Source organism: Photobacterium sp. TLY01 (assembly GCF_021432065.1).
In the GTDB taxonomy this organism is placed as follows: Bacteria; Pseudomonadota; Gammaproteobacteria; order Enterobacterales; family Vibrionaceae; genus Photobacterium; species Photobacterium halotolerans_A.
Map to the genome: position 1 here is coordinate 1,144,011 of NZ_CP090365.1, position 24,171 is coordinate 1,168,181.

Genomic DNA, 24,171 nt, shown 5'->3' on the forward strand with positions numbered 1-24,171 from the left:
TGCAAAACACGCAGGTATAAAGAATAACAACTTCCAGATTTCCACACTATTTCCTCCATGAAAGCTAACGTCTTGGTTTTGAGGCAATCCGGAGAGCTAGAGAAGCGCACAGCCACTTGCTCATTAATATTAGAACATAGCTTTAATACGCCGCGATAAAAAGTCTGTGCATAGATTCTCGTAAATTGAATTACAGATTTCTCTGAGGAACTCTTTCTCATCCATTCCGTCAACACCTGCAGACTCAACCATAAGATCCCAAAGCCTCTTTCCTTTCCTATCAACTTTCCCTCTTTGGTAAATACTGACGATTTCATCGAGCGATCTTTTTCTAAAGAAGCGGTCATTAATTTCTCGAAATAATCTTGGATCGACCTCGTCAACCAAGTGCTTATGGAGGTATTTTTCCAAGCTTGGTATTGGCAAAAAGGTGACATTGATTCTTGATAAATTTTCATCATCCTGTTTTGCTTTATCGAACTGCTCCTCAATGTCGCCATCCAAAACTGAAATAATCTTAGCTGCTTTGCTGGCGAGATTAGATTCGATTATTTCTTGGTGGAGCCGAACAGTATTTCTCCAATCTCCACATGGAAGAATATGATATAGCTTCCCACCGTACAGCCTTTCAGAGATAATCACTTTATCTACGACAAACTTTGCAAGCTCGTCCTCACAAAGAATCAAAAAATCATAACTATCTTGGTTGTATAGAAATCTAGTAGCATACGCAGGGTAACACGGGTTTATAACTTCAATGCTTCTGTCTGGCAAATTTTGAAGATAATATATGTTGTCCGGCTTTATGCCGCGAAGAAGCTCTGTAGAGTGAGTAGAGAAATAAACTGCAAGATTATACTCTTTTGCTATAGATCTCAGAAAAATAAGAAGCCGGTTAATTGCTACTGGATGCAAGGCAAGCTCAACCTCGTCGATTAATATAAAGGATCTATTTTTCGTTCCTTTTCTCTTTTGTTGAAATATTTTATTATTCAGAAAGTGCAATAGACTAAGAAGAAGATTTTCCCCAGTACTTAGCCAATACTGACTTAATCGTCGGTCGGGATACTCCATAAAATACGGCACTGTTTCGAAGCCAAGTTGAGAAGCGACTCCCCTATTCTTTACTTTTTTTATTGTTGGGTAGACATTGTTTCTACCATGTAAAATCTCATTAAAATTTTCATTTATAAATTCATCAGCATCAACTAAGTGTTCATCTCGAACAGTGTCCGAAAGCTTTAAAGACTCTAATGTCGAATCCGAAAATCTTGTTCCATGTATAATACTACCTTCTATAAAGCCATCTATTTTTATTTCTTTTGACGGTTTACCTTTTATCTGCCATCTAGATCCGTTCTTCTCCCAGTGGTCTTCTTTTCCAGAATAATAATAGTCTATTTTAGAGTCGTGGCCACAATTACCAAATAAATCAGATAAAAGTGCAGGGCGAAATGGAATTGCCAAAAGCGCCATTATAGTACTCTTACCAACTCCGTTTGTGCCCGCTATAGCGTATAGCCCCTGCTCTATAGGGATATCTAAACTAAATCTTTTGATACTTTTAATATTTTCTATTTCAATCTTTAAATCTGGCACATTTTATCCTTAATATGAAGTATGTGGCAATAATTAACGCCGCCATCAACTGCTTAAGTCTGGCGTTTTTGTGCGCTACGCCAAAAGCATGACAGATTGCGTAGTCAGTTTTCATGGACTTGTTAACTACTTAACTTGTTGAACCATATTTAGTTCGTATTATATCGACTCGATTTTTTAATTCATTTAATTTAATCTCAAATTTACTATGATCGTTTTCATTATTCTGCTCATAAGTAATCAATTCAATATTATATTGGCTCTTAATAGTATCCTTAATTCTTGCTGCGTATGATTTTGACCCAACCATCGCATAGCTAGGGTTTGTAGTGTTCGTTTCAATATTGTTATTTTCAAGGATTAAATTAATATCAGGATCTTCAATACCACAACCAATAAAAAGGACTGTATTTAGTTTGTATAATGACGAAGTGATCTCAAAAAACGAACGGTATCTCTTACGTAAATTGAAATAGTCTGAACGGCTAAGTATTGTATCGGCAGCATGCTTAGCACAGCCATGCATTTTAATTAGTATTGTGCTCGGAGACCTTACTGAGTCCAGTAACCCATCACGAGTATGTTCATATTGAGTAAATGAGTTGTGTCCGGAATTTTCTATTAGAGCTCCTTCTACTAACGTATCGTAATTTGTAGTCAAAAAAATCCTTGGTGAAATATCGACCAAATCCTTATGCGCATTAGAAGGAACAAAATTTTTCTCAATAAATATTTCACGTATTTTTGCATTATATTCAGCAGAATTCCCTTTGGTGCGAATTACTTCTGCTGCATCTAGATATCTTTTCTGGGAAATAAATTCATCAACTAAGTCTTTATCTTCATTATTACTTAGAGTTGAGTCTTTTAATGTATTCAGTAAAGCCTCCCAACTAGGAGGTCTATTACCATTTTCATCTACTGACTGGCAGGACATTCCAGAACCAAGGTGAATAATACAACGCTTCTCTACAATTTCCCTAACAAGAGAATCAGGCCACATTGATAACATCCCCAAGGTTATGCATTACACGATCAGAAATCACATCGAACGCTTTAATGTAGTTCTTTGCTTGAGTATATTGTGACCCTGCCATTCCATCAGCTGAATTCAATGTTGCAATAGGGGCTCCAACAAATTGTGACAAAGCTAATATCCCAAACATATGAGGAATTTCCCCCAGATTTAATTCAGCATGAGAATTAATTTCTGGCTTTTTAAATATGCTTAAATTCTCATCAATTTCAGGCTCGAAATTGTCTATAATTCGTTGGTATGATTGAGTTGTTCTGACTGTACCATCCGCATGTTTACGAGATATATAAGATTGAAGAGTGTATCCTAAAAACCCACTATCGATACTTACTTTCGGCTTTAGATCTGACTTAATTATATCCCAAATATGAGATTTTTCACTCTTAAAATTCTCATATTTAGAATTATAGTAAGGCACCCATTTTTCAAACCATTGTTTTATATTTTTTATTGCTACCAAGCTGAATATATCGCAACTCATAGGTGAGATAAAAAAGTCTGAAGCGAGCAAGGCAGTTCTATTAATTGCACCTAGGCTAGGGCTTAAGTCTATAAATACGTAATCGTAATTTTCTTTGTGTGTTTCTAAAATTGTATTTATCCAATTTGATATCCTCATCCCGCTTACACTATCAGGGTCAGAAAGTTCATTCCATTTTTTACTAAGAATATCTTCATACGACGCTAAAAATGGATTCCCTGCAATGATAGAAGCTTGGAATCTTTCACAAAACATTGGAGTAACATCGGTGTTAATCGTACTTTCACCAACTTCATAATTATCAAATGCATCAACTATAGTTTGGTGTGGCTTTTCAAGACCACGATCATAATATGGAGCTATTACCTCACTGGCCAATTCATCCCCCAACATATAATGGGTTATATTGGCTTGTGGATCTAAATCTAATACCAAGACTCTTTTGTGATGTTTCATGGCAAAGTGTGTCGCCAAATTTGCACAAAAAGTGGTTTTACCTACACCACCTTTGTTGTTAAATATTGCAATGGTCTTCATTTTTCATTCCCCCTTAAAAGGCAGTTAGCGCCCGCACTTTCGACTGGTTTGTAACGCAGCAGAAAATCAATCTGACAACATGCGTTTTTTTATGTCATTCACTTTCTAATTCTTGTGCATGAGTATCAATTTTTTCAGCCAACTTACGACAATTTTTAATTAACTCCCTAATACTTTCTACCGATACGGTGACAGATTTTCCTTCCTTATCATAACCAGCTCGATGTACACAATCGTGTCTAACTTTAACGGCTCTAAAGAGCCATGATATATCCCCAAAATCATACGAAAGCACTTCCGCGTACATTGGTTTTACCTTGCGCATATCATGGAAGATAATTCCTTGTAAATATGTGGCAACAGTTGACTTAATGTTACTATGCTGAGCGTAAATCTCGTTTACTGTAAACTTGTGATTCCCAAACTCAGGATCTGTTTCGATCAGTTTTCTCGTTAATTTGTCGGAGTTTGTGACACGATGAATGAATGTAGTTGACAGAAAGTGCTCTAGCGTGGAAACAACATGAGCGTGCAACATCACCAACAAGCTAAATTGAGCGCTTTGCGTAGTTTCTATTTGAAGCATTGCGGGGATCTCAGCCAACTGTTTATTAAACATTTCCAGTTGTTCTGAATTAACTAATTCCCACTCAAGTTCATCTTCCTCAGGATCTTCCAAATCCCACTGAGACAAACTCACATATGAGCCTGAAGTAAGGCCATCGATTTTCGCCATGATAGACTGATCATTATCATCGTCGAACCGAACAACATAACCATAAAGCAATCCATCATTGCTGTAATCACCATCAATGTCGTAAGCGATTTGCTCTAATTCATCTTCGGTAATTCCGAGGAGGTTAGCCAAACGACAATTCTTTTGTACTTCAATTCGATCAAACCAGTATTCTTTAGCACTGCCCATTTTGGTGACTCCCAACCGGGACATAACATTTTGTTATACGACATCATGTCGCATAACTCCTCCAACCAAAACCAATTCAGCGTGTAACCCTCCCCGAAAAACATGTCGCTAGTAATTAGAGCTTTTCCGTTTACACTGAAATAAACGGAGAACGCATGATGAAAAAATCACGCTACACAGAAACACAGATCGTGAAGATCCTGAAGGAAGTGGAGGCTGGCCGTAAGGTCAACGAAGTCTGTCGTGAATACGGTATCTCTGACGCTACCTATTACAACTGGAAATCGAAATATGGTGGTATGGAAGCGTCCGATGTGAAGCGGCTGAAAGAGCTTGAAGATGAAAATCGCCGACTCAAGCAGATGTTCGCTGACCTCAGCCTTGAGCATCGTATTGTGAAAGATATTCTGGAAAAAAAGCTGTAAAGCCAGCGGTTAAACGCGAACTCGTGGAGTATGTTCGTCAGCAATTTCGGGTCAGTCTCAGAATGGCCTGCCGCGCAGTTGGCATCAGTGATTCTGTCTATCGATATCAACCAGACCCTCATCGAGATGATGAGGTCATCGCCAAGTTGCAAGAAGCCGTAGAGCGATATCCTGCTTATGGTTTTGGCAAGTTATTTAAAGTTCTCAGACGCTGGGGATATCCATGGAACCACAAGCGCGTTTACCGTGTTTACTGCTCACTCAAGCTCAATATGAGGCGCAAAGGAAAAAAGCGGTTACCGAAACGGGAGCCAGTCCCGCTGGCACGTCCTGACGGGGTGAACTGCTGTTGGTCGATTGATTTTATGAGTGACGCTCTGGCTTGCGGCAGACGTTTTCGTACGTTTAATGTTGTCGATGATTTTAACCGCGAAGTGTTAGCCATCGAAGTGGACTTAAATTTACCAGCCCCAAGAGTCATCCGGGTTTTGGAGCGTATCACAGCGTGGCGCGGGATGCCCGGCAAACTCAGGATGGATAATGGTCCAGAATTTATCTCCACAGCGTTAGCCGAATGGGCCGAAGAAAATCGAGTTGAACTTGAATTTATTCGACCAGGAAAACCCACTGAGAACTCATATATTGAGCGCTTTAATCGAACCTATCGCACAGAACTTCTCGATATGTACGTTTTTAAAACGCTGAGTGAAGTTCGAGAGTTAACCGAACAATGGATGAAGGAATATAACGATGAACGCCCTCATGATGCCCTGGATGATCTGACCCCGTGGGAATACTTAGCAAGGTACGAAAGCAGGAAAAACTCTAATTTAGGCTGCCATTAAAGTAGGGAGGGTTACAAGCGTATGATTATTTTGCATTATTCAAGCTTAACCATATAAACTAATCAGTAAGTTATACGACACCATCTCAAGTATAATACTCAAACTTCTTATGCCACCCAATTGATATTAATTGCTTTTTTTGTATTTCATGACTTACCACAAAAATCAGCGCGTATGGGCTTGTGATTAAGAGACATCAGTCACTTAATCAGTAAAAAGAAACCGTAGCCATGGAGCATGCTCACTTAACCTCAGAAATCGCACTCGCTGTATGGGTTTCCGCCTGCGCGACAATGACAGAGGTAGGTAATAATGTATGCCTGAAAACATACTCCACAACAACAACCACAATATTCAAGAAACCCGCTCCCCCAGGGAAAAATTCAGGACGAATTTTTAGGTTGTCGGCGCCGGGAGCGCCTACAACCGACCCGGACCACACCAAAGAACAAAAAGGGGTTTCTGGGTACTCTTTGCCCCAACAAAGAGTACCTGGCGCGCATCACACCATGTCAAAAGAACCACCAGACTCAAGCGCGACATACCTCCGCTGCACCAGAATCCACAGCTACAACACCCCAAAAATCCGAAACAAACCCGATCCCCCAGGGAAAAATTCAGGACGAATTTTTAGGTTGTCGGCGCCGGGAGCGCCTACAACCGACCCGGACCACACCAGAGAACAAAAAGGGGCTTTCTGGGTACTCTTTGCCCCAACAAAAAGTACCTGGCGCGCATCACACCATGTCAAAAGAACCACCAGACTCAAGCGCGACATACCTCAGCCGTACCAAAATCCACAACAACACCCAAAAAAAATCCAAGAAACCCACTCCCCCAGGGAAAAATTCAGGACGAATTTTTAGGTTGTCGGCGCCGGGAGCGCCTACAACCGCCCCGGACCACACCAAAGAAAAAAAGGCATTTCTGGACACGCTTTGTCCCCACAAAGAGTGTCTGGCGCGCATTGCACCATGCTAAAAGAACCACCAGACTCAAGCGCGACATACCTCCACTGCACCAGAATCCCAGCCGCTGCCCCGAACCAAAAATTGTTATCCAACCACACTACTGCCATAATCCCCCCACTCGCGAGTTCCACACTCTAGCCTTAAAGCAATACATAAGTAGATCAAACACAATGACAACACAGTCAACGGTCATTATTGGACTGTACAACCCCAAAAGCCCGACGAATGTGGGCGCAGTGATGCGTGCCGCAGGCTGCTATGACGCAACCCAAGTGCGTTATAACGGTAACCGCTATAACCGCGCGGCAAAATTTCACACCGATACCCATAACAGCCATGAGCGCATTGATTTGGTCGAGATGGACGATCTCACCGCCGGGCTAGCGGACGGCGTAGAAATCGTTTGTGTTGAATTGGTGGTGGGCGCGACGGCACTGCCTCGCTTTACCCATCCTGAAAACGCTGTGTATGTGTTTGGCCCGGAGGACAGTTCACTGCCACAAGAGGTTGTCGATAAAGCCGATCATGTTGTGTATGTCCCCACCAATGGCTGCATGAATCTGGCAGCGACCGTCAATGTGGTCTTGTATGACAGATTAGCCAAAACACTGGGTGCGATTGATGACCATCAGCAAGTGGTCGCGAACCGGGACAACAAAAACAAGCTAGCCGTCAAAGGCTGCGTTTGACGTAAAAAAGGGCCATCAAATGGCCCTTTCTGTTTCATCGCAACCGTCAGCTCTGTGCCATTCGGGTTGCTGTACTCTCTGAAAAACGCATCGCTCGGTTTAACCCGGCATAAATTGCCAGAACAAAGTCGACAGCGGTGGCAGGTCGATCACCATCACTTCACTGCCTGACGCCTCATCCCAAACGGTGTTCACCGTTTGTTCTACCGGCATCCCACTCCCCCAGTACTGAGGGTCATCACTGTTGAGCATTAACCGGTACTGACCTGATTGCGGCACCGGAATAGGGTAACTTTGCCGGGGCACTGGGGTGAAGTTACTGACCACCAGCAACTTGTCGCCATTGCGGGCGAAACGCTCATGCGCGATCACACTGCGGGACGCATCATTTTGCACACACCAGGCAAAGCCTGCCGCATCACAGTCCAGTTCATACAGAGCCGGAGTCGATTGATACAGGAGATTTAACGCCCGCACTAAACGCTGGACCCCAATGTGACGGCCATATTGCAGGTAATGCCACTCCAGCACGCCATCGTGATTCCACTCCGCACTCTGAGCGATTTCTGCGCCCATAAAGTTCAGCTTTTTGCCCGGCTGACCGTACATATAGGCCATATAGGCGCGCAGATTGGCCGTTTGCTGCCATTCATCACCCGGCATTTTATTGAGCAGCGAACCTTTACCATAAACGACTTCGTCGTGTGACAGCGAGAGCACGTAATTCTCACTAAATGCGTATACCAAGGGAAACGTCAGCGTATCGTGATGGTGCTGTCGGTGAATCGGATCCTGGCGGATATAGCTCAGACTATCGTGCATCCAGCCCATGTTCCATTTGAAGCCAAACCCCAGTCCGCCCTCATAGGTTGGCCGTGAGACGCCGGGAAAACTTGTCGACTCTTCCGCAATCGTCATGGCATTGGGATACAAGCGGTACACTTCTTCATTCATCCAGCGCAACAAACTGGCTGCGTCATGATTGATATTGCCGCCCTCAGCATTGGGTATCCACTCGCCGGGTTGGCGTGAGTAATCCAGATACAGCATGGATGCCACGGCATCGACCCGCAGGCCGTCGATGTGGAAATGCTCAAACCAGTAAAGAGCATTGGCCACCAGAAAACGGCGCACATGCTCACGGCCGTAATCGTAGATATAGCTTTGCCAGTCCTGATGCCAGCCACGGCGCGGATCCGGGTCGTGAAACAAGGCGGTCCCGTCAAAAAAGGCCAGTCCGTGATCGTCAGCCGGGAAATGTGCCGGCACCCAGTCCAGAATCACGCCTAACCCGGCCTGATGGCACTGGTCGATGAAAAACTTGAAATCATCCGGCGAGCCGTAGCGGCTTGTCGGAGCAAACAGTCCCACCGGCTGATAGCCCCAGGAGCCATAGAAAGGATGTTCCGCCACCGGCATCAGTTCAACATGGGTGTATCCCATGTCCGTCAGATAAGGGATCAGCTCAGCCGCCAGCTGCCGGTAGCTCAGGCTTTCACCGGATGCCTGCCGTCGCCACGAGCCCAGATGCAACTCGTAAATCGAAAGCGGCTGTTCGTGTTTGGCTGTCACCTGCCGCTGCTGCCAGTGTGCATCCTGCCAGCGATAGCCGCTGTGGTCATACACTTTGGATGCAAACGACGGATACTGCTCGGCCTCATAGCCCCAGGGATCGGCCTTGTGCGGCAGGCTGTTGCCCGACTGATCACGCAGCTCAAATTTATAGCGCTCACCGGTGCCCAGCCCCTCGACAAAACAGCCCCAGTAGCCTTGGTCCAGTACGGATAACGGATGGGCGCGGCTGTCCCAGTGGTTAAAATCCCCCACGACACTGACCGCAGATGCATTCGGCGCATACACCAGAAAACGTACGCCGGAGATCGGTGAGCCGCCGGTTTCAAGTGTTAACCGTTGCGCGCCCATATGATGATACTGGCTCGAAGGATGAGCCAGTTCAGCCAGATCCGGCAACCAGTCTTTGATCTTTACTCGTCCGGCGCCCACACTTTACTCCTGCTTCTCAGCCGCCTGGCGGCGTACATCCGTCAGTCGTTTCGTCAGATCCATGATGTCCTGACGGTTAAACAGATCTTCAAGATTCACCGCCAGCTTACGTCGCCAGTTCGGATATTCATCCACTGTGCCCGGAATATTGACCGGCTTATCCATTTCCAGCCAGTCTTCCAGCTGCAGGCTCAGCAATGCACTGGAACCGGCCGCAAGATGTAACTGCAGCGCTTCGGCAAGGGTGCGATCCATCGGGACATACTGCGCGTCACGGCCGACATTTTGCGGCAGGAAGCCATGCCAGTTGACGCTGTCCAGAATGCGCTGTTTGCTTTCGGCACGGCTGTCGAACAATCCCTGCAGTTGCTGTTCATCCGGGTACAACCCCAGCTCACGGCCCAACTTGAGATCGTCGCAATGCCAGAAGCCTCTGAGTGTCGGCATATCGTGGGTACACAGGGCCGACATCGACTGCGCGGTATAGTGAGACGGAGAATAATAGCCGCCGTCTTCCGCAGTTTCGAAGAAAAAGACCTTGTAAGAGTGGATCCCGGCGCTCGCCAGTTTATCGACGATTTCATCCGGCACTGTGCCCAGATCTTCACCAATCACAGTACATTGGTGACGATGACTTTCCAGCGCAAGAATCGCCATCAGATCATCGACCGGATAGTACATATACGCGCCTTGCTTGGCCGATTCACCTTTTGGAATCCACCACAAGCGAAGCAGACCCAGCACATGATCGATCCGTAACGCACCGCAGTGGCGCATATTGGCACGCAGCAGTTCAATGAACGGCTGATAGGCCGTTTTACGCAAGGCCTGCGGGTTAAACGGTGGCAATCCCCAGTTCTGCCCCAGCGGGCCGAGAATATCCGGTGGCGCACCGACACTGACCCCCTGACACAGCGCATCTTGATCAGCCCAGGTTTCTGCGCCGGAATCACAAACGCCGACAGCCAGATCCCGGTAAAGCCCCATCACCATGCCTTTTTCTTCGGCAAGCTGCTGCGCTTCTGCCAGCTGGGTATCGGCCAGCCATTGCAGATACATATACAGCTGAACCTGCTCAGGATGTGCGGCAATGAAGTGTTTCACAGCAGCATTATCAAAATGGCGATATTGCTCAGGGAAAACCGGCCAGCCCCAGATTTGATCATTGTTCGCTTTCAGCTCGGCATGGAGTGCATCAAACGCCGCCTGATGCATCAGGCTCTCCCCGCCGGTTTCGACGAAATCCAGAAACTGTCGGCCACGGGCGCTCAGCGACGCCAGATGGCGCTGCTGAAAGGTGTGAAACAGCATGGGCAACACAAGCATTTTCAGACTTGCCACTTCACTGTAATTGACCCAGTTGCTGTCACGGGCCGCCACCAGACGCTGCTGGAATGCATCACTGCCCACTAACTGCAACGCCTCATCACACTGAGCGAATTCCGGGACCGAGCACACATCAATATAGATAATATTGAGCCAGCGGCGGGAAGACGGGCTGTACGGACTTGCCCCTTCGGGATTGGCCGGAAACAAAGAATGGATCGGGTTCAGGCCAACAAAATCGCCGCCACGGGATGCAATATCAGACACCAGATGCTTGAGATCGCCAAAATCGCCGATCCCCCAGTTATGACCGGTCCGCACTGAGTAAAGCTGGACGCTGGCACCCCAGAGTTTTTTGCCCTTCTCCAGCGCTGGCTGCTTATAACAAGCCGTTGGGGTGACAATCAGTGTCATCTCATACGGTGACTGACGGCGTTTACGAAAAATCTCAAGCTTGTGGTAGCCCAGCGCCAGTTCAGGCAGCGCGAACGTCATCCCGTTGCCCTGCTCACGGTCATCAGCCACCAGCTGCGACTGCAGCCAGCCTTCCATGACGTCGCCCTGCTCGGTTTCGAGCCGCCAGCTGAAGTCGCTGATCCGGGCACTGCGGCCCAGGGTCAGCTCAATATGAACAGGCTCTCCACGGCGGATCACTTTCACCGGTGCCAGCACTTCTCTTGGCTGCAATCTGGCCGCTGAGGATTCGAGCGCCTGATCACTACTGGTATCGTAGCCCAGCGCAGCCAGTAACCGATCCAGTGTCTCGGTACTGACCGGTGTTTCTTCACCCCAGGCACTGATGTAGCTGTCTGCCAGCCCGGCTTGTCTGGCAATCTCTTTCACAACCTTTTCTGTTCTCATTCTTCTTCTCCGTGACACGCTTCAGACTGACTGTCTCTCCCACAAGTACAGTCTTTGTCACTCCTTACAATAAAGCCGGGACTAGCCAGCCCCGGCAAAAATATCAGCGTTTCACCGCTTTTAATTGCCAAATATTCTCTACATAGTCGCGAATACTGCGGTCTGAACTGAACTTGCCGACCAGCGCGGTATTGAGTATGGCTTTTCGCGCCCAACCGGCTTTATCCCGGTAAGCATGGTCAATGCGTTCCTGAGCCGCCACATAATCCGCAAAATCAGCCAGCACCAGATACGGATCGCCCCCTTCGAGCAGGTTGTGGCGAATGCCCGCCAGTGCGTCCGGCTCACCCGGTGTAAAGGTCTCACCCAGCAACAGATCCAGTGAGGCTTTCAGCAAGCTGTCAGACTCATAGTAACGGGTTGGCTGATAGCCTTTCTGTACTAGTTCCATCACCTCGTCCACCAGCAAGCCGAAGATAAAGATGTTGTCATCACCGACTTCTTCCCGGATCTCAACATTAGCACCATCCATGGTGCCGATAGTCAGCGCACCATTCAGGGCCAGTTTCATATTTCCGGTACCGGAGGCTTCCTTACCGGCTGTCGAAATTTGTTCAGACACATCCGCCGCCGGGATAATGATCTCCGCCAGGCTGACACGATAGTCAGGGATAAAGACCACTTTCAGCTTGCCACCCAGACGAGGATCATTGTTCACTTTGTCTGCCACTTTATTGATGGCAAAAATGATGTCTTTGGCCAGCGCATAACCCGGCGCGGCTTTGGCTGCGAAAATGAACACACGCGGCTGCATATCAAATTTCGGATCATTGAGCAGACGGTGATAGAGCGACAAAATATGCACCAGGTTCAGGTGCTGACGTTTATACTCATGAAGGCGCTTGATCTGCACATCAAAGATGGCGTCGGTGTTCAGTTCAATGCCCATGTTGTCGGCCACCCAGTCAGCCAGACGTTGTTTGTTGGCCTTTTTCACGGCCATGAAAGCTTGCTGGAACTCGGCGTCATCGGCAAAGTCAGCCAGTGACGACAGTTGTTCCAGATGAGCCGGCCAGTCTGTACCAATTTTTTCATCAATGAGTGAGCTCAACGCTGGGTTACAGAACTTCAGCCAGCGTCGTGGGGTGACACCGTTCGTGACGTTCTGAAGTTTACCCGGATACAGTGCGTCAAACTCAGGGAACAGATCGCGCTTGACCAGCTCCGAGTGCAGTGCTGCCACACCATTCACCGCATAGCCGCCAATCACGCACAGGTTTGCCATGCGCACCATGCGCTCGCTGCCTTCCTGAATCACAGACAGTTTGCGTTTCACCTCATCATTGCCCGGCCATTTTGCTTCGACCTGAGCCATAAACCTGTGGTTGATCTCAAAGATGATCTCTAAGTGACGCGGTAACAGATTTGCGATCAGAGATTCGCTCCAGGTCTCCAGCGCTTCCGGAAGCAAGGTGTGGTTGGTGTAGGCAAAGACTGAGTTACAGACAGACCAGGCATCATCCCAGCTCATGAAGTGCTCATCGAGCAGAATGCGCATCAGTTCAGGAATCGCGATCGTCGGGTGAGTGTCGTTCAGCTGAATGGTTTCCAGTTTGGCCAGATCTTCAATCGCATGACCTGCCGCCAGATGGCGACGCAGAATATCAGCCACTGAACACGCGCAGTGGAAGTACTGCTGCATCAGACGCAAGGTTTTCCCCTGCTCATGATTGTCATTCGGGTACAGTACTTTGGTGACATTACCGGCCTGAATCGCCGCCTGCTGCGCCCCGATGTAATCACCGTCGTTAAACAGCGCCAGATCAAACGGTGCCGGCGCACGACATTCCCATAAACGCAGAGGATACACACTGTTATTCTGATAACCGATAATCGGCAGATCCCAGGCGATCCCGTCGACTTGCATGCCAGGCACCCAGCGGCGACGTTCAGCGCCAGTCTCGTCGCTGTACACTTCCACATGACCATATAAGCCGACCTTCTGGTTCAACTCAGGGCGTAGCACTTCCCAGGGATAGCCTTCCTGGCCACGCCACGCGTCCGGAGCTTCCATCTGGCGGCCATGATCAAAAGATTGTTTGAACAGACCGTACTCATAGTGCAGGCCATAACCTACAGCCGGAAACTCCTGTGCGGCCAGTGAGTCCATAAAACATGCCGCCAACCGGCCCAGTCCGCCATTACCAAGCGCAGGATCGCGCTCTTCTTCCAGTAAATCGGTCAGGTTCTGACCCAGGGCTGCCATAGCGCCGGACACCTGCTCGTACAAACCCAGGCTGATCAGATTGTTCCCGGTCAGGCGGCCAATCAAAAATTCCAGTGAGAGATAATTTACGCTGCGGCAAGCTTGGGCAGACAATTGCTGCTCGGTCTCAATGAGATTGCCTGTGCTGATCTCGGCCAGTGCACGGCTCATGGCCAGATACCAGTGGCGCGATGTCGCTGTCGCTGGTGTCTGGGCATAAGTCACCAGAAGATGTTGCTCAACCGAAGCCTGAAAAGCCGCCTGATCAAAGGTAGGCATTTTGGTTTGCGTTTGCATCATTTGTTTCTCGCTGTCGGGTTGTAATTGTAGAAAATGAAAAACTGTTGAGGCTAATGCTGCCTGCGCGGTTCCGGAAAAACATCCTCCCATGCCGGAGAGGCGGAGGGATGAGCACGAGGGCGTAGTGACAAGCTCACCAGAATTGTGTGACAACCCGCTGACTTTTCGGGTGATACGCCTCTGCGGTTCTGATATTCATCACAAATATCGCGGACCATGCGCTTGTGCAAAGAAGCGATAAAATTCGCAGCACCTGTTACAAAAGTGTGACAAGCCCCTTATTTTTGGGGATGAGAGGTAAAACAACTGATGATTTAGTGAGTAACTCAGGTGATGATAAATGCGCCTGCACACTCATTCATGACAATAAAGATTAATCAGAATTATGTGGATACCTTCAAAGCTTACCCGTCCCGGACGGTTACACAATGCGATCATGCGTCCCAGATTGCTGGACCTGCTGCATCAGGCGCCCTCATACCGTCTGGTGCTTTTCCGATCTCCGGCGGGTTACGGCAAAACCACCATGGCTTCTCAATGGCTGAATGAGCATCCGCATACAGGCTGGATTAACCTTGATGACAGCGATAATGACACTTTTCGTTTTGCCAATTACCTGCTCCAGGCTCTCAATAAGGCGACAAAGGATGCCTGTCTCAAGACGCGGGCGATGGCAGAACGCCGCCAATTCGCCTGTCTGAGTACCCTGTTCAGCGAGCTCTTTGCTGAGCTTCAGGATTATCCGCATCAGACCTATCTGGTCCTGGATGATTATCATGTCATCACCAACGAAGACATCCATGACGGTATGCGTTTCTTCCTGAAAAACATGCCGGATGAACTCACCCTGGTGGTCACCAGCCGCAGTCTGCCGCCCTTGGGCACAGCCAACCTGAGAGTCAGAGATCTGTTGATCGAAGTCGACCATGAATGGTTAGCCTTTGATGAAGAAGAGACCGCGCGCTTTTTCAGTAAACGTGTTGCCAATGAGATCGAAACCAGTGCACTCAGCAGCCTTCGTGCCCAGGTTGAAGGCTGGCCTTCGGCCTTGCAGCTCATTGCGTTGCATGCACAGCAAAAACCGAACCACCTGGCTGAATCGGCGTTATCTCTGGCCAACTTTAACCGCAGCCACCTTTGGGACTATCTGGCCGAAGAGGTCTTCGACCTGCTTGATGAAGACACCAAAGCCTTCCTGCTGCAATGCTCTGTTCTGGATATGTTTAACGCTGAACTGGTGATTGATTTGACCGGGCGCAGCGATGCACTGGTGAAGCTGGAGTATCTGAACCGCTACGGGCTTTTCATCACCCCGCTGGAAGGCGCCGATAACTGGTACCGGTTCCATCACTTATTTGCGGAGTTTCTGCGCCACAAACGCCATTCGCATATTCCTGAACAGCGCGAAGAGTTGCATAACAAAGCAGCGAAAGCCTGGCTGAATCAAAGCAGTCCGCAGCAAGCGCTTTATCACGTACGAAAAAGCAATAATCAGGCGTTAATGGTCACGATTCTGAGCGATCACGGCTGGAGTATGTTTCACCACGGTGAGCTCAAACTGCTGGAAGAATGTATCGCCAATTTGGATCGCAACATGCTCTTTAGCAGCCCGCGCCTGATCCTGCTCCGACTCTGGCTGGTGCAAAGTCAGCACAGGTATAACGAAGTGGGTGATCTGATTGCAGAGTCTGAAGCTGAAATGCAAAGCAATCACATCAGTTTCAACGACGCGCTGCAGGGCGAACTGAATGCGTTACGGGCGCAGGTGGCAATTAATCAAAGCAAACCGGAAGAAGCCTTACTGCTCTCTGAACAGGCACTGGGACAATTACCGGCCAACACCTATCGCAGCCGCATTGTTGCCACTTCAGTGGTGGGCGAAGTCCATCACTGCCTCGGCAATCTCAGTCGTGCACTGCCGATGATGCAGCAGACAGAAAAAATGGCTCGTCAGTATCATGTTTATCATCAGGCGCTTTGGGCCTTGCTGCAGCAAAGTGAAATCCTGCTGGCTCAGGGCGCCGTACAGCCTGCTTATGAGCTGTTAGAGCAAGGATTTAAACTCGTCCGGGAGCAGCAATTACAGCAAGTCCCGCTGCATGAGTTTCTGCTGCGCCTGAAGGCGCAGATCCTCTGGTGCTGGAACCGGCTTGATGAAGCGGAAGAAGCGGCATTAAAAAGCCTGGATGTTCTGGCCCCTTACGATGATACAAAGTCTCTTCAGGCCTACTCTATGCTGGCCCGGATTGCTATCACACGCGGGGAACAGGACAAAGCCGCGCGCTATCTGCAACGCTGTAACGAGCTGATGGAAACCGCCGATTATCATATCGACTGGCGTGCGAATGCCGATGTCGCCAATTTACTCTACTGGCAGCGAACCAAAGAGCTGGGGAGTGTCCGTCGCTGGTTATCACAAGCCGAGCAGCCCGAGGGCGCCTGCAACCATTTCCAGCAGCAGCAATGGCGTAATCTGGCCATGGCGCACCTGATGCTGGATCAGACTGACCAGGCACAGGATATTCTCAGCATGCTACTGGACAGTTGCGACAAGCATCAGCTGGTCACCGACAGAAACCGCAACCTGATCCTTCAGGCCGTCATCAGCAAAAAGGCAGGTGATCGACAAGCCGCGTTAACCCATCTTGCCGAAGCACTGCGGCTGACCAACAGCACAGGGATGGTCGGTAACTTCCTGATTGCTGCGGAAGAGATTCAAGACTTACTGCAAGCCTTGATCGATGAGAAATTATTGAACGAATTGTCGCAGCACCGGGCGCGTCAGCTCTTGCGTGAAATGAGCAGTAAAGAGCGCCATCGACTGGTTCATTTTGATGAAGCCTTTGTCGAAAAGTTGCTCAATTTACCGGATTTACCTGAACTGATCCGAACCAGTCCGCTGACACAAAGGGAATGGCAGGTACTGGGATTAATTTATACCGGCTACAGCAACGAACAGATCGCGTCTGAACTGGATGTCGCTGCCACCACGATAAAAACCCACATCCGAAATTTGTATCAAAAGCTCAACATCGCGAACCGGAACGAAGCGATTGAAACCGCTCAGGAACTGCTTAGCCTGATGGGTTACCAGGCCTCTTGATGATGCCCGCCTCAAACCAGGGGAGGATTCTCCTCCCCCTTCACTCATCCCTGCCCGTTGATGCTGGCACTCAGCTTGCTAGCAGCTCAGCAGTGGTAACGGCCTGAATCTTGACCGGGAAACTCTCTGCTGCCGACAGCACAAAGGTATGATGCTGGCGGATTAACGCTCCGGTTGCATACGGTTTATCATGGGTGGTATGCGCATCAGAAACCAGTGCAATTTCATAACCCAGTACAGCCGCACGCCGTGTCGTGGTATCGACACAAAAATCTGTCGCATAGCCGCAGACGACAAGCTGTTCAGTCTCAAGACGATCCAGCGTGGCTTTCAGCACAGTGTTATGGAAAGAATCCGGCGTTGTTTTACGCACAAAAACATCCCCCTCTGAAGTGATGAGATCTCGATGGAGCTGCCAGCCATCACTCTGATAGGCAATCTCAGTGTCAGGCTCTTCATGCTGAACAAAAATCACAGGCAAAGCTTTCTCTCTCGCCCATGTGATGAGCTGATTAATTCGTGCAACCACGGCATCTGCTTCAAATGGCTGCGGCTCCGGTTCAAAGCAGAGACGCTGTACATCAATAACCAGAAGGGCTTTTTTCATTTTGTGTCCTTACATCATGATATGGCGGAGAAAATGTCAGTTCATCCAACAGTTGCACAATATGCATTGAAACCCATGCGTTCACAATCCTGATCTCAGAATGAAGCTGCAGCGAGTTCAACTTTTTAGAACGATCTGTTCACTTCTCTGCGCTGGTGCTCCGTCGCAGTCAGCGTAAAATCGGGAGTATCAGAAGGTATTCATTCAGTGTAAAGGGGGCAGTATGTTTCACGCTCACGTATATTTTGACTTACCACAATTGGATTTAGCGGAACAGGTACGCCAGCGCATTATTGCAGAAAGACAAGCCGATATTCTGGCAATTTATCCGCTGGTGCCACGCTTGGTTGGCCCGCACGACAAGCCAATGTTTGAAATGCACTTTGCAGATAATCAGACAGGATTTATTGATTGGCTGGATCAGCACAGAGAAGGTTTGTCTGTACTGATCCACCCGGTGTCAGCCAATGAGCTGGATGATCACACAGTCCATGCACGCTGGCTTGGTCAACAGCTGCCCGTGCACACGGCCATTTTTACAGCTCGACGGTGATCTTTTCCGCCAGAGACATCGCCAGATTATTGTCGTAGTACGCTGCTTCATTGATGAAATGCGGGTAAGCTTCATAATCGCCATCCCAGCAAATCTCACTGCCGTCAAACAGGGTAAAGATAGGATCGCCGCCATGCAGAGGCTTGAAATCGTTATCCTGTACATTTTTATGCACCATGCCGATTCGCTCACCTTGCGCGTTTTCCGGCAGTTTTAAGGTTTCGGTGTAACGAAATGCTTCATAAGTGGGCGGTAATTCCGGCAACTGGCCTTTGTTATACAGATCGACATAATCCAGGATATGACCTGTCATGGTTTCCATCCAATCCAGCACATCCTGTCGAATGACCGACTGCGGCTGAGGGCCAATCTCCACAATCACACCCTGCTGGGCAATCGAACAAACGAACTTATGCTCAGCCAATGGGATTTGATCTTCAAAGACCACCACAGCTTCAGGCATGTTCGCTTTCACGTACGCGCCCATCCGGATATTGAAATCATCCGATTGCAGCACAATTAACGTTGGCCCCATGTTGCTGGTTGTATTATGTAAATCAATGATGAAATCGGTTTTGGCGTCGCCTTTAGGACCCAAAACAGCATTCATGACCTTCGCCCTGCTTTGCTCATAGTTCGCCAGTTCAGGGTTGGCCAGATCGTCCACCGCAAACTGGCGGTTCAGATCACTGTCAACGTAGCGTTTATTCTCTTCATGCGCTTTTGGATTAGCAAACAAAGTCTGCGTAGTGAAGCTCTCCCGGGTAATGCGCCTGGCATCTTGCTGCCATTTACGCAGCAGATAAATGCCGCTGAATTCATTGCCGTGAGTACCGCCAACAACAGCGACAGAATTAATGCTTTTCATCCTTATCATCACCACTTGAAGTATTGGAAAATTTGAAGAAAACCCAGTATGCCAGCCTTCTCAACGGCAAACAAACGAATAAACAGGCAAATTTAAGGCAAAGTTATTCACAGGTTAATAGTCAATCTTTCCTCGCATCGATTTCACCTGACCGCGCTGTGTTTTCTTATCCACCCGGCGTCGCTGAGAGGACTTGGTCGGTTTGGTGGGCTGGCGTTTTTTCTCTTGCTTCGCTGCAGACTGAATCAAGGCCTGCAACCTTTGCAGCGCGTCTTCTTTATTCTGCTCTTGTGTTCTGAACTGCTGCGCCTTGATAATGATCACGCCCTCTTTCGTTATCCGCTGATCAGAAAGCTGCAACAGCCTTTCCTTATAAAAATCAGGCAAACTTGAGCGCTTAATATCAAAACGCAAATGTATGGCACTGGAGACTTTATTGACATTCTGCCCGCCTGCTCCCTGAGCACGAATGGCGCTGATGTCTATTTCCCAGTCAGCGATTTGTACTGTGTTTGATATATGCAACATAACAATTGAATCATTTGAACTTCACTCTCTTGTATTATCCGAGCCACACGCCTGAAATACCAACGAAAAGCCAAACAAGTCCGGGTGATCAGGCCTTTAATCTGTGATCTGCTCTGCATCTCGCTTGCAGGAGGATTCATCGTATTTCTGAGGCGGCGTATCCTGTCATCCTCAACAATCATCATGTTTTACAACAGTCTGTTATGAATACTTTATTAGGATATCTGGCAGAATCCGGTCAATTTTTGCGTCCATGGATCAGTGACATCGCCACAGCGATGATTGCATGCCTGCTCGTTGTGTTTGGCTCAGATATCAACCGGATTCTTCGGCGTTATCTTTCAGGTACGAACTTTATTCTCCGTACCTGTGCCTTCATTTTTGTGAACGCCTTTGGCTATGGCTTCCTGATCATTGCTGCTGCACCCTGGTTAGCCACCAAGCTCAGCGGAATGAGTAATGTGTGGCTGTTTACGATAATACTGGGGACTTTCATTTTTCTGGGCAGTTGGGCGCAACGAAATAACCAGGTGTAAAAAAACCGCCGTTCATTACGGCGGTTCATTCAGACAATTCGCTGATTAGAAATTCACGGTCAGACCATCAGTGCCAAGCACCTGATCCAGCAGCGTGGTATCAATGATCAGCGTATCCCCACTTTGCTCAGGATCATCTTCGTTGCCATTACACACCAGGTTCAGGTCATAAGTATCTAATGGCAGGTAGCCAATCTCATACTGGCCTGTAACAGGGTCTACCGGTGCTGATGTCAAAGGTTCATTGTCTGAACCTAAGTCTTCAAACTGACCACCATTGGCTAATGAGTACACATAAACAAAAGCATTCGACAGATCACTGCTACACAAAGATGCGCCAACCGTGCCATCTATCGTTGCGACAGCTGTATTATCAACAACACGAACGCCGCGAGGTTTCAGCTGATAACCGTTGGCATTCAGTACCATACTTTTACGCAGATCAAATTCAATGGTATAAGCCTGGGTTGAATCCGCCTCAACAGTAAACCCATCCAGTTTCAGCTCGCCGCTGGGCACGCGGATATCTTCCACTGCATCTGTCTCAGTCACAACATGTGAATAGGGTGTACCGTCAGAATAGGTACCATTTTCCAGTACAGAGAGACGCATCTGCGTATAGTTACCTGCCAGCAACACTTCATCGCTCAATACCTGAAGCGCATCACTGCCCTGATAATCCAGCAAATCAATCACCATGAACTCAGGATTGCCGTTTGCATCTTCAGGAATAGAAAGTCCATCCGGCACACATGATGCTGAGCTTTGATCCGCAGCAAACGACGTTGTTCCCCAAGACGCTTCACTGCCGCCTGAGTGATGCACAGTAATGTTGTCAAATGCCACACAGACTTGCTTTAAACCGTCAACCGGGGCATCAGACATGGCCAGAGAAACCTTTCCGGTCGACTGGTCATCGGAATCTGATCCACAACCGGCCAAAATCAGACTGACCGTACCGGCTAACATTAATTTTTTCATTTGATTGCTCCACTTGCTTTTTAGTCAAGCTTAACGAGTTATCGCATTGAAAACAGCTGATGCGGCAAAAGTTAACAGCAATATGACAGTGAAAGAGACGGCGCAGAAATGAAAGGCGGGAGAAACTGGCTCACAGTAAAGTGAGCCTAATCGACACGCATACAACCATGCTGAACTGAGCGAGGATTCTCAAGACGGTGCAGGCAGGAGCCGATGGATTGCAGATCCTGATATTGGTACTTCACAACCATTGCCGCCGCCAGCAGCAAGCCAATGAGCGAGATGCGAGTCAGCCACAACCATTGCTTATGCAATGCCATTGCCAGAGTGAACAGGCACCCTAAAACGATAAGCAGCAAACTTGGTGCAATATAACCAAAAAGCACTCACTCACCTCAAAAATATGCCAGTTGGCGAAATAATACGGTGTTATTCACAATATTTAAAGGTGATTTATATACATTTACACTCGCTTGGAGAACGAATGACATCAGAATAAATGAAGGCAAATGCAGTCTTGAACTGAGATCTCAGTTGAAACACCAAAAAACAAAAAAGCCTCGATTTCTCAAGACTTTTGTGTACAAAGCAACAACAAGAACCTAAAGATTAAATCACAAGGCCGCCATCAATTTTCAGCGTCTGACCCGTGATAAACGCGGAATGATCACTGGCTAAAAACAGCGCACCGTTCGCAATGTCTTCTGGCTTACCCATGCGCTTCAATGGCGTTTTCGACTTCATATACTCCAGAATTTTTTCTGGCAGGTTAACGGTCAGCGGTGTCTCTACAAAACCAGGGGCGATACAATTTGCTCTGACCTGAGCGCCTTTTCGTGAAAATTCCTTCGCCCAGCCCTTGGTCATCGCAATCACGCCGCCTTTTGTGGCCGCGTAATTACTTTGTCCGATATTACCGTCTGTGCCCACGACAGATGACATGGTGATGATTGATCCTGCGCCTGACGCCATCATGACAGGGGCAACAGCCTGCGTCATGTTGAACACCCCTTTCAGGTTCACGTCCAGTACCATATCCCACTCATTTTCGGTCATTTTCTCAATCAGGTTATCCCGGGTGATCCCGGCATTATTTACCAGCACATCAATACGACCATAATCTTTTACAATGTTGTCAACAAAGCGACTTACTGACTCCCGGTCACAAACATTCAGCTCAATGGCTTTTACATTTTTGTAAGTTTTCTCCAGTTCAGCCATTGCTGCTGCATTCATATCACAGGCATAGACAATCTCTGCCTGCTGGTTGGCAAAGGTCTCCACAATACAACGGCCTATGCCTTGTGCGCCTCCCGTTACGATGCAAACCTTATTGTTCAACATACTTAATTCCCTCTGAGTTCAAAAACTGAAGCGAAAATCGAATCCAGTGCGGGCACACTGTTTCACCGCTCACTTCCATCATATTGATTTTAGAGCAAACAAATCAAAAGATTACCCTCAATGCTGCAATTCACCTTTGCGACCACTCTATTTAATCTATTAATCTAATCGCCTGCGGAATACCAAAGCGGTAATCAGCAACCCTATCAAGATAGTTTGTTACCAATATGACATTAAATTACATCAGTCGCATTTTTCTTCGAGTCATCAGTGATATTTCATATAAAACAGTGAATTAATCGCTATCATTATCCCGTCATCAACTCTTCACTGGTAATGAAGGCGGTGTTTGCTATAAATGTATCAGGGAAATGCTCAGGGATTAGAGGCAGACATGCTTGATAAGGTAGTTTTTTTTCTACACGTCGTGCGACATGGCTCGTTAAGCGAAGCAGCAAAGCAGTACGGAATTTCTGCGTCTGCCGGCAGTCGCTGGCTCAATGAGCTGGAAGAAAGCATGGGTGTCAGCCTGCTGAAAAGAACAACACGGAAAATATCGCCGACTCAGGCAGGACAACGCTTATATGACAGGTTCAGCCTGATCAACGGTGAGATCAATGACGTCTTCAATGAAGTTCAGAATCTGAGCCATGAAGATAAAGGTCAGATACGCATTGCCAGTACACCCCTGTTTGCCAAGCACTATCTGAGCCAGATTATTGGTGAATATGTTCAGCTTCACCCGTCTATCAACTTTGTTGTTCTTGAAACCGCGTTCGAAGTCGATCATGTTCATGAAGTTGACTTCGCTATCCGTGCCAATGCAACTTACAGAGGCTTTCAGGATAAAGACAGTTTACTGGTAAAACGATCCCTTATCCGTGAACCGCTGATCGCCTGCTGTTCGCCCAAATATCTCTCGCTACATGGTGAGCCGCGTTTACCAGAGCATTTAAAACACCACTTTTGTCTTTACGCCACCACACTGGTCGGAGGCAATAAATGGATCTTTGAGCAAAATGGGGAGTACAACTCTGTCGAAATAGCCCAAACCGTAGAAGCAGATGACAGTGAAATTCTGAAGAATATTGCGCTTGCCGGCGGTGGTATTGCTTATCTGCCTTATAGTCTTGTCAGCGATGAATTGAATAACGGCCAGCTTCAGCCTGTGCTCAAAGATTATGTCAGTAGTCAGTTTGAACTTAACCTTTACTTTAAACCCCGTAAGTATATGCCTGTACGTTGTGTCAATTTTAAAGATTATTTAATTGAACGGGTTGAGGAAATGGACAGAATAAATAAAAAAGCCCTGGGATTGCCCGCCCCTGTAAAAATGCGTGTGACAGTATAGAGCGCTTGGTCAGTTTTTTTTGCGATGATTTCCGG

General features: G+C 47.7%; 18 protein-coding genes and 1 pseudogene. 6 read left to right on the top strand and 13 right to left on the bottom strand.

The window, feature by feature from the left end; translation table 11 throughout:
* Positions 1-129: 129 nt before the first annotated feature.
* The 4 genes from LN341_RS20925 to LN341_RS20940 form a co-directional block, all read right to left on the bottom strand.
* The gene (locus LN341_RS20925; protein ID WP_234205669.1) at positions 130-1,599 is read right to left on the bottom strand and encodes an AAA family ATPase; all 1,470 of its coding nucleotides are present in this window, start codon (positions 1,597-1,599) and stop codon (positions 130-132) included.
* 130 nt (positions 1,600-1,729) lie between these two features.
* Positions 1,730-2,602 (bottom strand): SIR2 family protein, encoded by an 873-nt coding sequence (locus LN341_RS20930; RefSeq protein ID WP_234205671.1) that lies wholly within the window; start codon positions 2,600-2,602, stop codon positions 1,730-1,732.
* Complete coding sequence (locus LN341_RS20935; protein ID WP_234205673.1) at positions 2,592-3,653, bottom strand: ParA family protein; 1,062 nt, start codon at positions 3,651-3,653, stop codon at positions 2,592-2,594. Before LN341_RS20935 ends, LN341_RS20930 begins: the two co-directional genes overlap by 11 nt.
* 94 nt (positions 3,654-3,747) lie before the next feature.
* The gene (locus tag LN341_RS20940) at positions 3,748-4,578 is read right to left on the bottom strand and encodes a hypothetical protein (protein WP_234205676.1); all 831 of its coding nucleotides are present in this window, start codon (positions 4,576-4,578) and stop codon (positions 3,748-3,750) included.
* A 158-nt stretch (positions 4,579-4,736) separates the two neighbouring features.
* Here LN341_RS20940 and LN341_RS20945 point away from each other — a divergent pair.
* Positions 4,737-5,848 (top strand): IS3 family transposase gene (locus tag LN341_RS20945; protein WP_234205030.1). Its coding sequence is split into 2 segments (ribosomal slippage): positions 4,737-4,989 and positions 4,989-5,848, totalling 1,113 coding nucleotides; the frame shifts between segments, so codons are not numbered across the junction.
* 1,141 nt (positions 5,849-6,989) lie between these two features.
* A complete protein-coding gene (locus LN341_RS20950; protein WP_046221385.1) occupies positions 6,990-7,508 on the top strand; it encodes an RNA methyltransferase in 519 nt (172 codons plus the stop codon).
* Between the two features lie 99 nt (positions 7,509-7,607).
* On the opposite strand, the pseudogene glgB reads toward LN341_RS20950, so the two are convergent.
* From glgB to LN341_RS20965, 3 genes and pseudogenes are all read right to left on the bottom strand, one after another.
* Positions 7,608-9,464 (bottom strand): annotated as a pseudogene (glgB, locus tag LN341_RS20955) (1,4-alpha-glucan branching protein GlgB); the annotation flags it as partial.
* A 51-nt stretch (positions 9,465-9,515) separates the two neighbouring features.
* Complete coding sequence (gene malQ, locus LN341_RS20960; RefSeq protein WP_234205678.1) at positions 9,516-11,699, bottom strand: 4-alpha-glucanotransferase; 2,184 nt, start codon at positions 11,697-11,699, stop codon at positions 9,516-9,518.
* 103 nt (positions 11,700-11,802) lie between these two features.
* Positions 11,803-14,265 (bottom strand): glycogen/starch/alpha-glucan phosphorylase, encoded by a 2,463-nt coding sequence (locus LN341_RS20965; RefSeq protein WP_234205680.1) that lies wholly within the window; start codon positions 14,263-14,265, stop codon positions 11,803-11,805.
* 385 nt (positions 14,266-14,650) lie between these two features.
* On the opposite strand from LN341_RS20965, the gene malT reads away from it, so the two are divergent.
* Positions 14,651-17,368, top strand: a complete 2,718-nt coding sequence (gene malT / locus LN341_RS20970; RefSeq protein WP_234205682.1) for an HTH-type transcriptional regulator MalT — start codon at positions 14,651-14,653, stop codon at positions 17,366-17,368.
* A gap of 70 nt (positions 17,369-17,438) precedes the next feature.
* On the opposite strand, the gene LN341_RS20975 is transcribed toward malT, so the two are convergent.
* Positions 17,439-17,975 (bottom strand): cysteine hydrolase family protein, encoded by a 537-nt coding sequence (locus LN341_RS20975; RefSeq protein WP_234205684.1) that lies wholly within the window; start codon positions 17,973-17,975, stop codon positions 17,439-17,441.
* 223 nt (positions 17,976-18,198) lie between these two features.
* Here LN341_RS20975 and LN341_RS20980 point away from each other — a divergent pair, with 223 nt between their 5' ends.
* Positions 18,199-18,528 carry a DOPA 4,5-dioxygenase family protein gene (locus LN341_RS20980; RefSeq protein WP_234205686.1) on the top strand — a complete coding sequence of 110 codons (330 nt, stop codon included), beginning with the start codon at positions 18,199-18,201 and terminating at the stop codon, positions 18,526-18,528.
* On the opposite strand, the gene LN341_RS20985 is transcribed toward LN341_RS20980, so the two are convergent.
* Positions 18,512-19,396 (bottom strand): aspartoacylase, encoded by an 885-nt coding sequence (locus LN341_RS20985; RefSeq protein ID WP_046221391.1) that lies wholly within the window; start codon positions 19,394-19,396, stop codon positions 18,512-18,514. The genes LN341_RS20980 and LN341_RS20985 overlap by 17 nt on opposite strands.
* Before the next feature lie 114 nt (positions 19,397-19,510).
* Positions 19,511-19,924, bottom strand: coding sequence for an alternative ribosome rescue aminoacyl-tRNA hydrolase ArfB (gene arfB, locus LN341_RS20990; protein WP_046221392.1), 414 nt, complete (start codon positions 19,922-19,924; stop codon positions 19,511-19,513).
* 203 nt (positions 19,925-20,127) lie between these two features.
* Here arfB and LN341_RS20995 point away from each other — a divergent pair, with 203 nt between their 5' ends.
* On the top strand, positions 20,128-20,460 hold the full coding sequence (locus LN341_RS20995; RefSeq protein WP_046221393.1) for a DUF3392 domain-containing protein: 333 nt from the start codon (positions 20,128-20,130) through the stop codon (positions 20,458-20,460).
* Positions 20,461-20,505: 45 nt separating this feature from the next.
* Here the strand turns inward: LN341_RS20995 and LN341_RS21000 are convergent, their stop codons facing one another.
* The 3 genes from LN341_RS21000 to fabG form a co-directional block, all read right to left on the bottom strand.
* Positions 20,506-21,441 carry a DUF4382 domain-containing protein gene (locus tag LN341_RS21000; RefSeq protein WP_234205688.1) on the bottom strand — a complete coding sequence of 312 codons (936 nt, stop codon included), beginning with the start codon at positions 21,439-21,441 and terminating at the stop codon, positions 20,506-20,508.
* A 146-nt stretch (positions 21,442-21,587) separates the two neighbouring features.
* Positions 21,588-21,827, bottom strand: a complete 240-nt coding sequence (locus LN341_RS21005; protein WP_046221395.1) for a hypothetical protein — start codon at positions 21,825-21,827, stop codon at positions 21,588-21,590.
* A 223-nt stretch (positions 21,828-22,050) separates the two neighbouring features.
* On the bottom strand, positions 22,051-22,785 hold the full coding sequence (gene fabG, locus LN341_RS21010) for a 3-oxoacyl-ACP reductase FabG (RefSeq protein WP_046221396.1): 735 nt from the start codon (positions 22,783-22,785) through the stop codon (positions 22,051-22,053).
* A gap of 394 nt (positions 22,786-23,179) precedes the next feature.
* Here fabG and LN341_RS21015 point away from each other — a divergent pair, with 394 nt between their 5' ends.
* Positions 23,180-24,136 carry a LysR family transcriptional regulator gene (locus LN341_RS21015; RefSeq protein ID WP_046221464.1) on the top strand — a complete coding sequence of 319 codons (957 nt, stop codon included), beginning with the start codon at positions 23,180-23,182 and terminating at the stop codon, positions 24,134-24,136.
* The last annotated feature ends 35 nt before the right edge of the window (positions 24,137-24,171 follow it).

Excerpts from the sequence above, each read along its gene's own strand:
- LN341_RS20935 (WP_234205673.1), bottom strand. The coding sequence starts at position 3,653 with ATGAAGACCATTGCAATATTTAACAACAAAGGTGGTGTAGGTAAAACC.
- LN341_RS21015 (WP_046221464.1), top strand. The coding sequence starts at position 23,180 with ATGCTTGATAAGGTAGTTTTTTTTCTACACGTCGTGCGACATGGCTCG.
- malQ (WP_234205678.1), bottom strand. The coding sequence starts at position 11,699 with ATGAGAACAGAAAAGGTTGTGAAAGAGATTGCCAGACAAGCCGGGCTG.
- LN341_RS20975 (WP_234205684.1), bottom strand. The coding sequence starts at position 17,975 with ATGAAAAAAGCCCTTCTGGTTATTGATGTACAGCGTCTCTGCTTTGAA.
- LN341_RS21000 (WP_234205688.1), bottom strand. The coding sequence starts at position 21,441 with ATGAAAAAATTAATGTTAGCCGGTACGGTCAGTCTGATTTTGGCCGGT.
- arfB (WP_046221392.1), bottom strand. The coding sequence starts at position 19,924 with ATGTTGCATATATCAAACACAGTACAAATCGCTGACTGGGAAATAGAC.
- fabG (WP_046221396.1), bottom strand. The coding sequence starts at position 22,785 with ATGTTGAACAATAAGGTTTGCATCGTAACGGGAGGCGCACAAGGCATA.
- LN341_RS20940 (WP_234205676.1), bottom strand. The coding sequence starts at position 4,578 with ATGGGCAGTGCTAAAGAATACTGGTTTGATCGAATTGAAGTACAAAAG.
- LN341_RS20995 (WP_046221393.1), top strand. The coding sequence starts at position 20,128 with ATGAATACTTTATTAGGATATCTGGCAGAATCCGGTCAATTTTTGCGT.
- LN341_RS20930 (WP_234205671.1), bottom strand. The coding sequence starts at position 2,602 with ATGTGGCCTGATTCTCTTGTTAGGGAAATTGTAGAGAAGCGTTGTATT.
- LN341_RS20980 (WP_234205686.1), top strand. The coding sequence starts at position 18,199 with ATGTTTCACGCTCACGTATATTTTGACTTACCACAATTGGATTTAGCG.
- LN341_RS20965 (WP_234205680.1), bottom strand. The coding sequence starts at position 14,265 with ATGATGCAAACGCAAACCAAAATGCCTACCTTTGATCAGGCGGCTTTT.
- malT (WP_234205682.1), top strand. The coding sequence starts at position 14,651 with ATGTGGATACCTTCAAAGCTTACCCGTCCCGGACGGTTACACAATGCG.
- LN341_RS20950 (WP_046221385.1), top strand. The coding sequence starts at position 6,990 with ATGACAACACAGTCAACGGTCATTATTGGACTGTACAACCCCAAAAGC.
- LN341_RS20985 (WP_046221391.1), bottom strand. The coding sequence starts at position 19,396 with ATGAAAAGCATTAATTCTGTCGCTGTTGTTGGCGGTACTCACGGCAAT.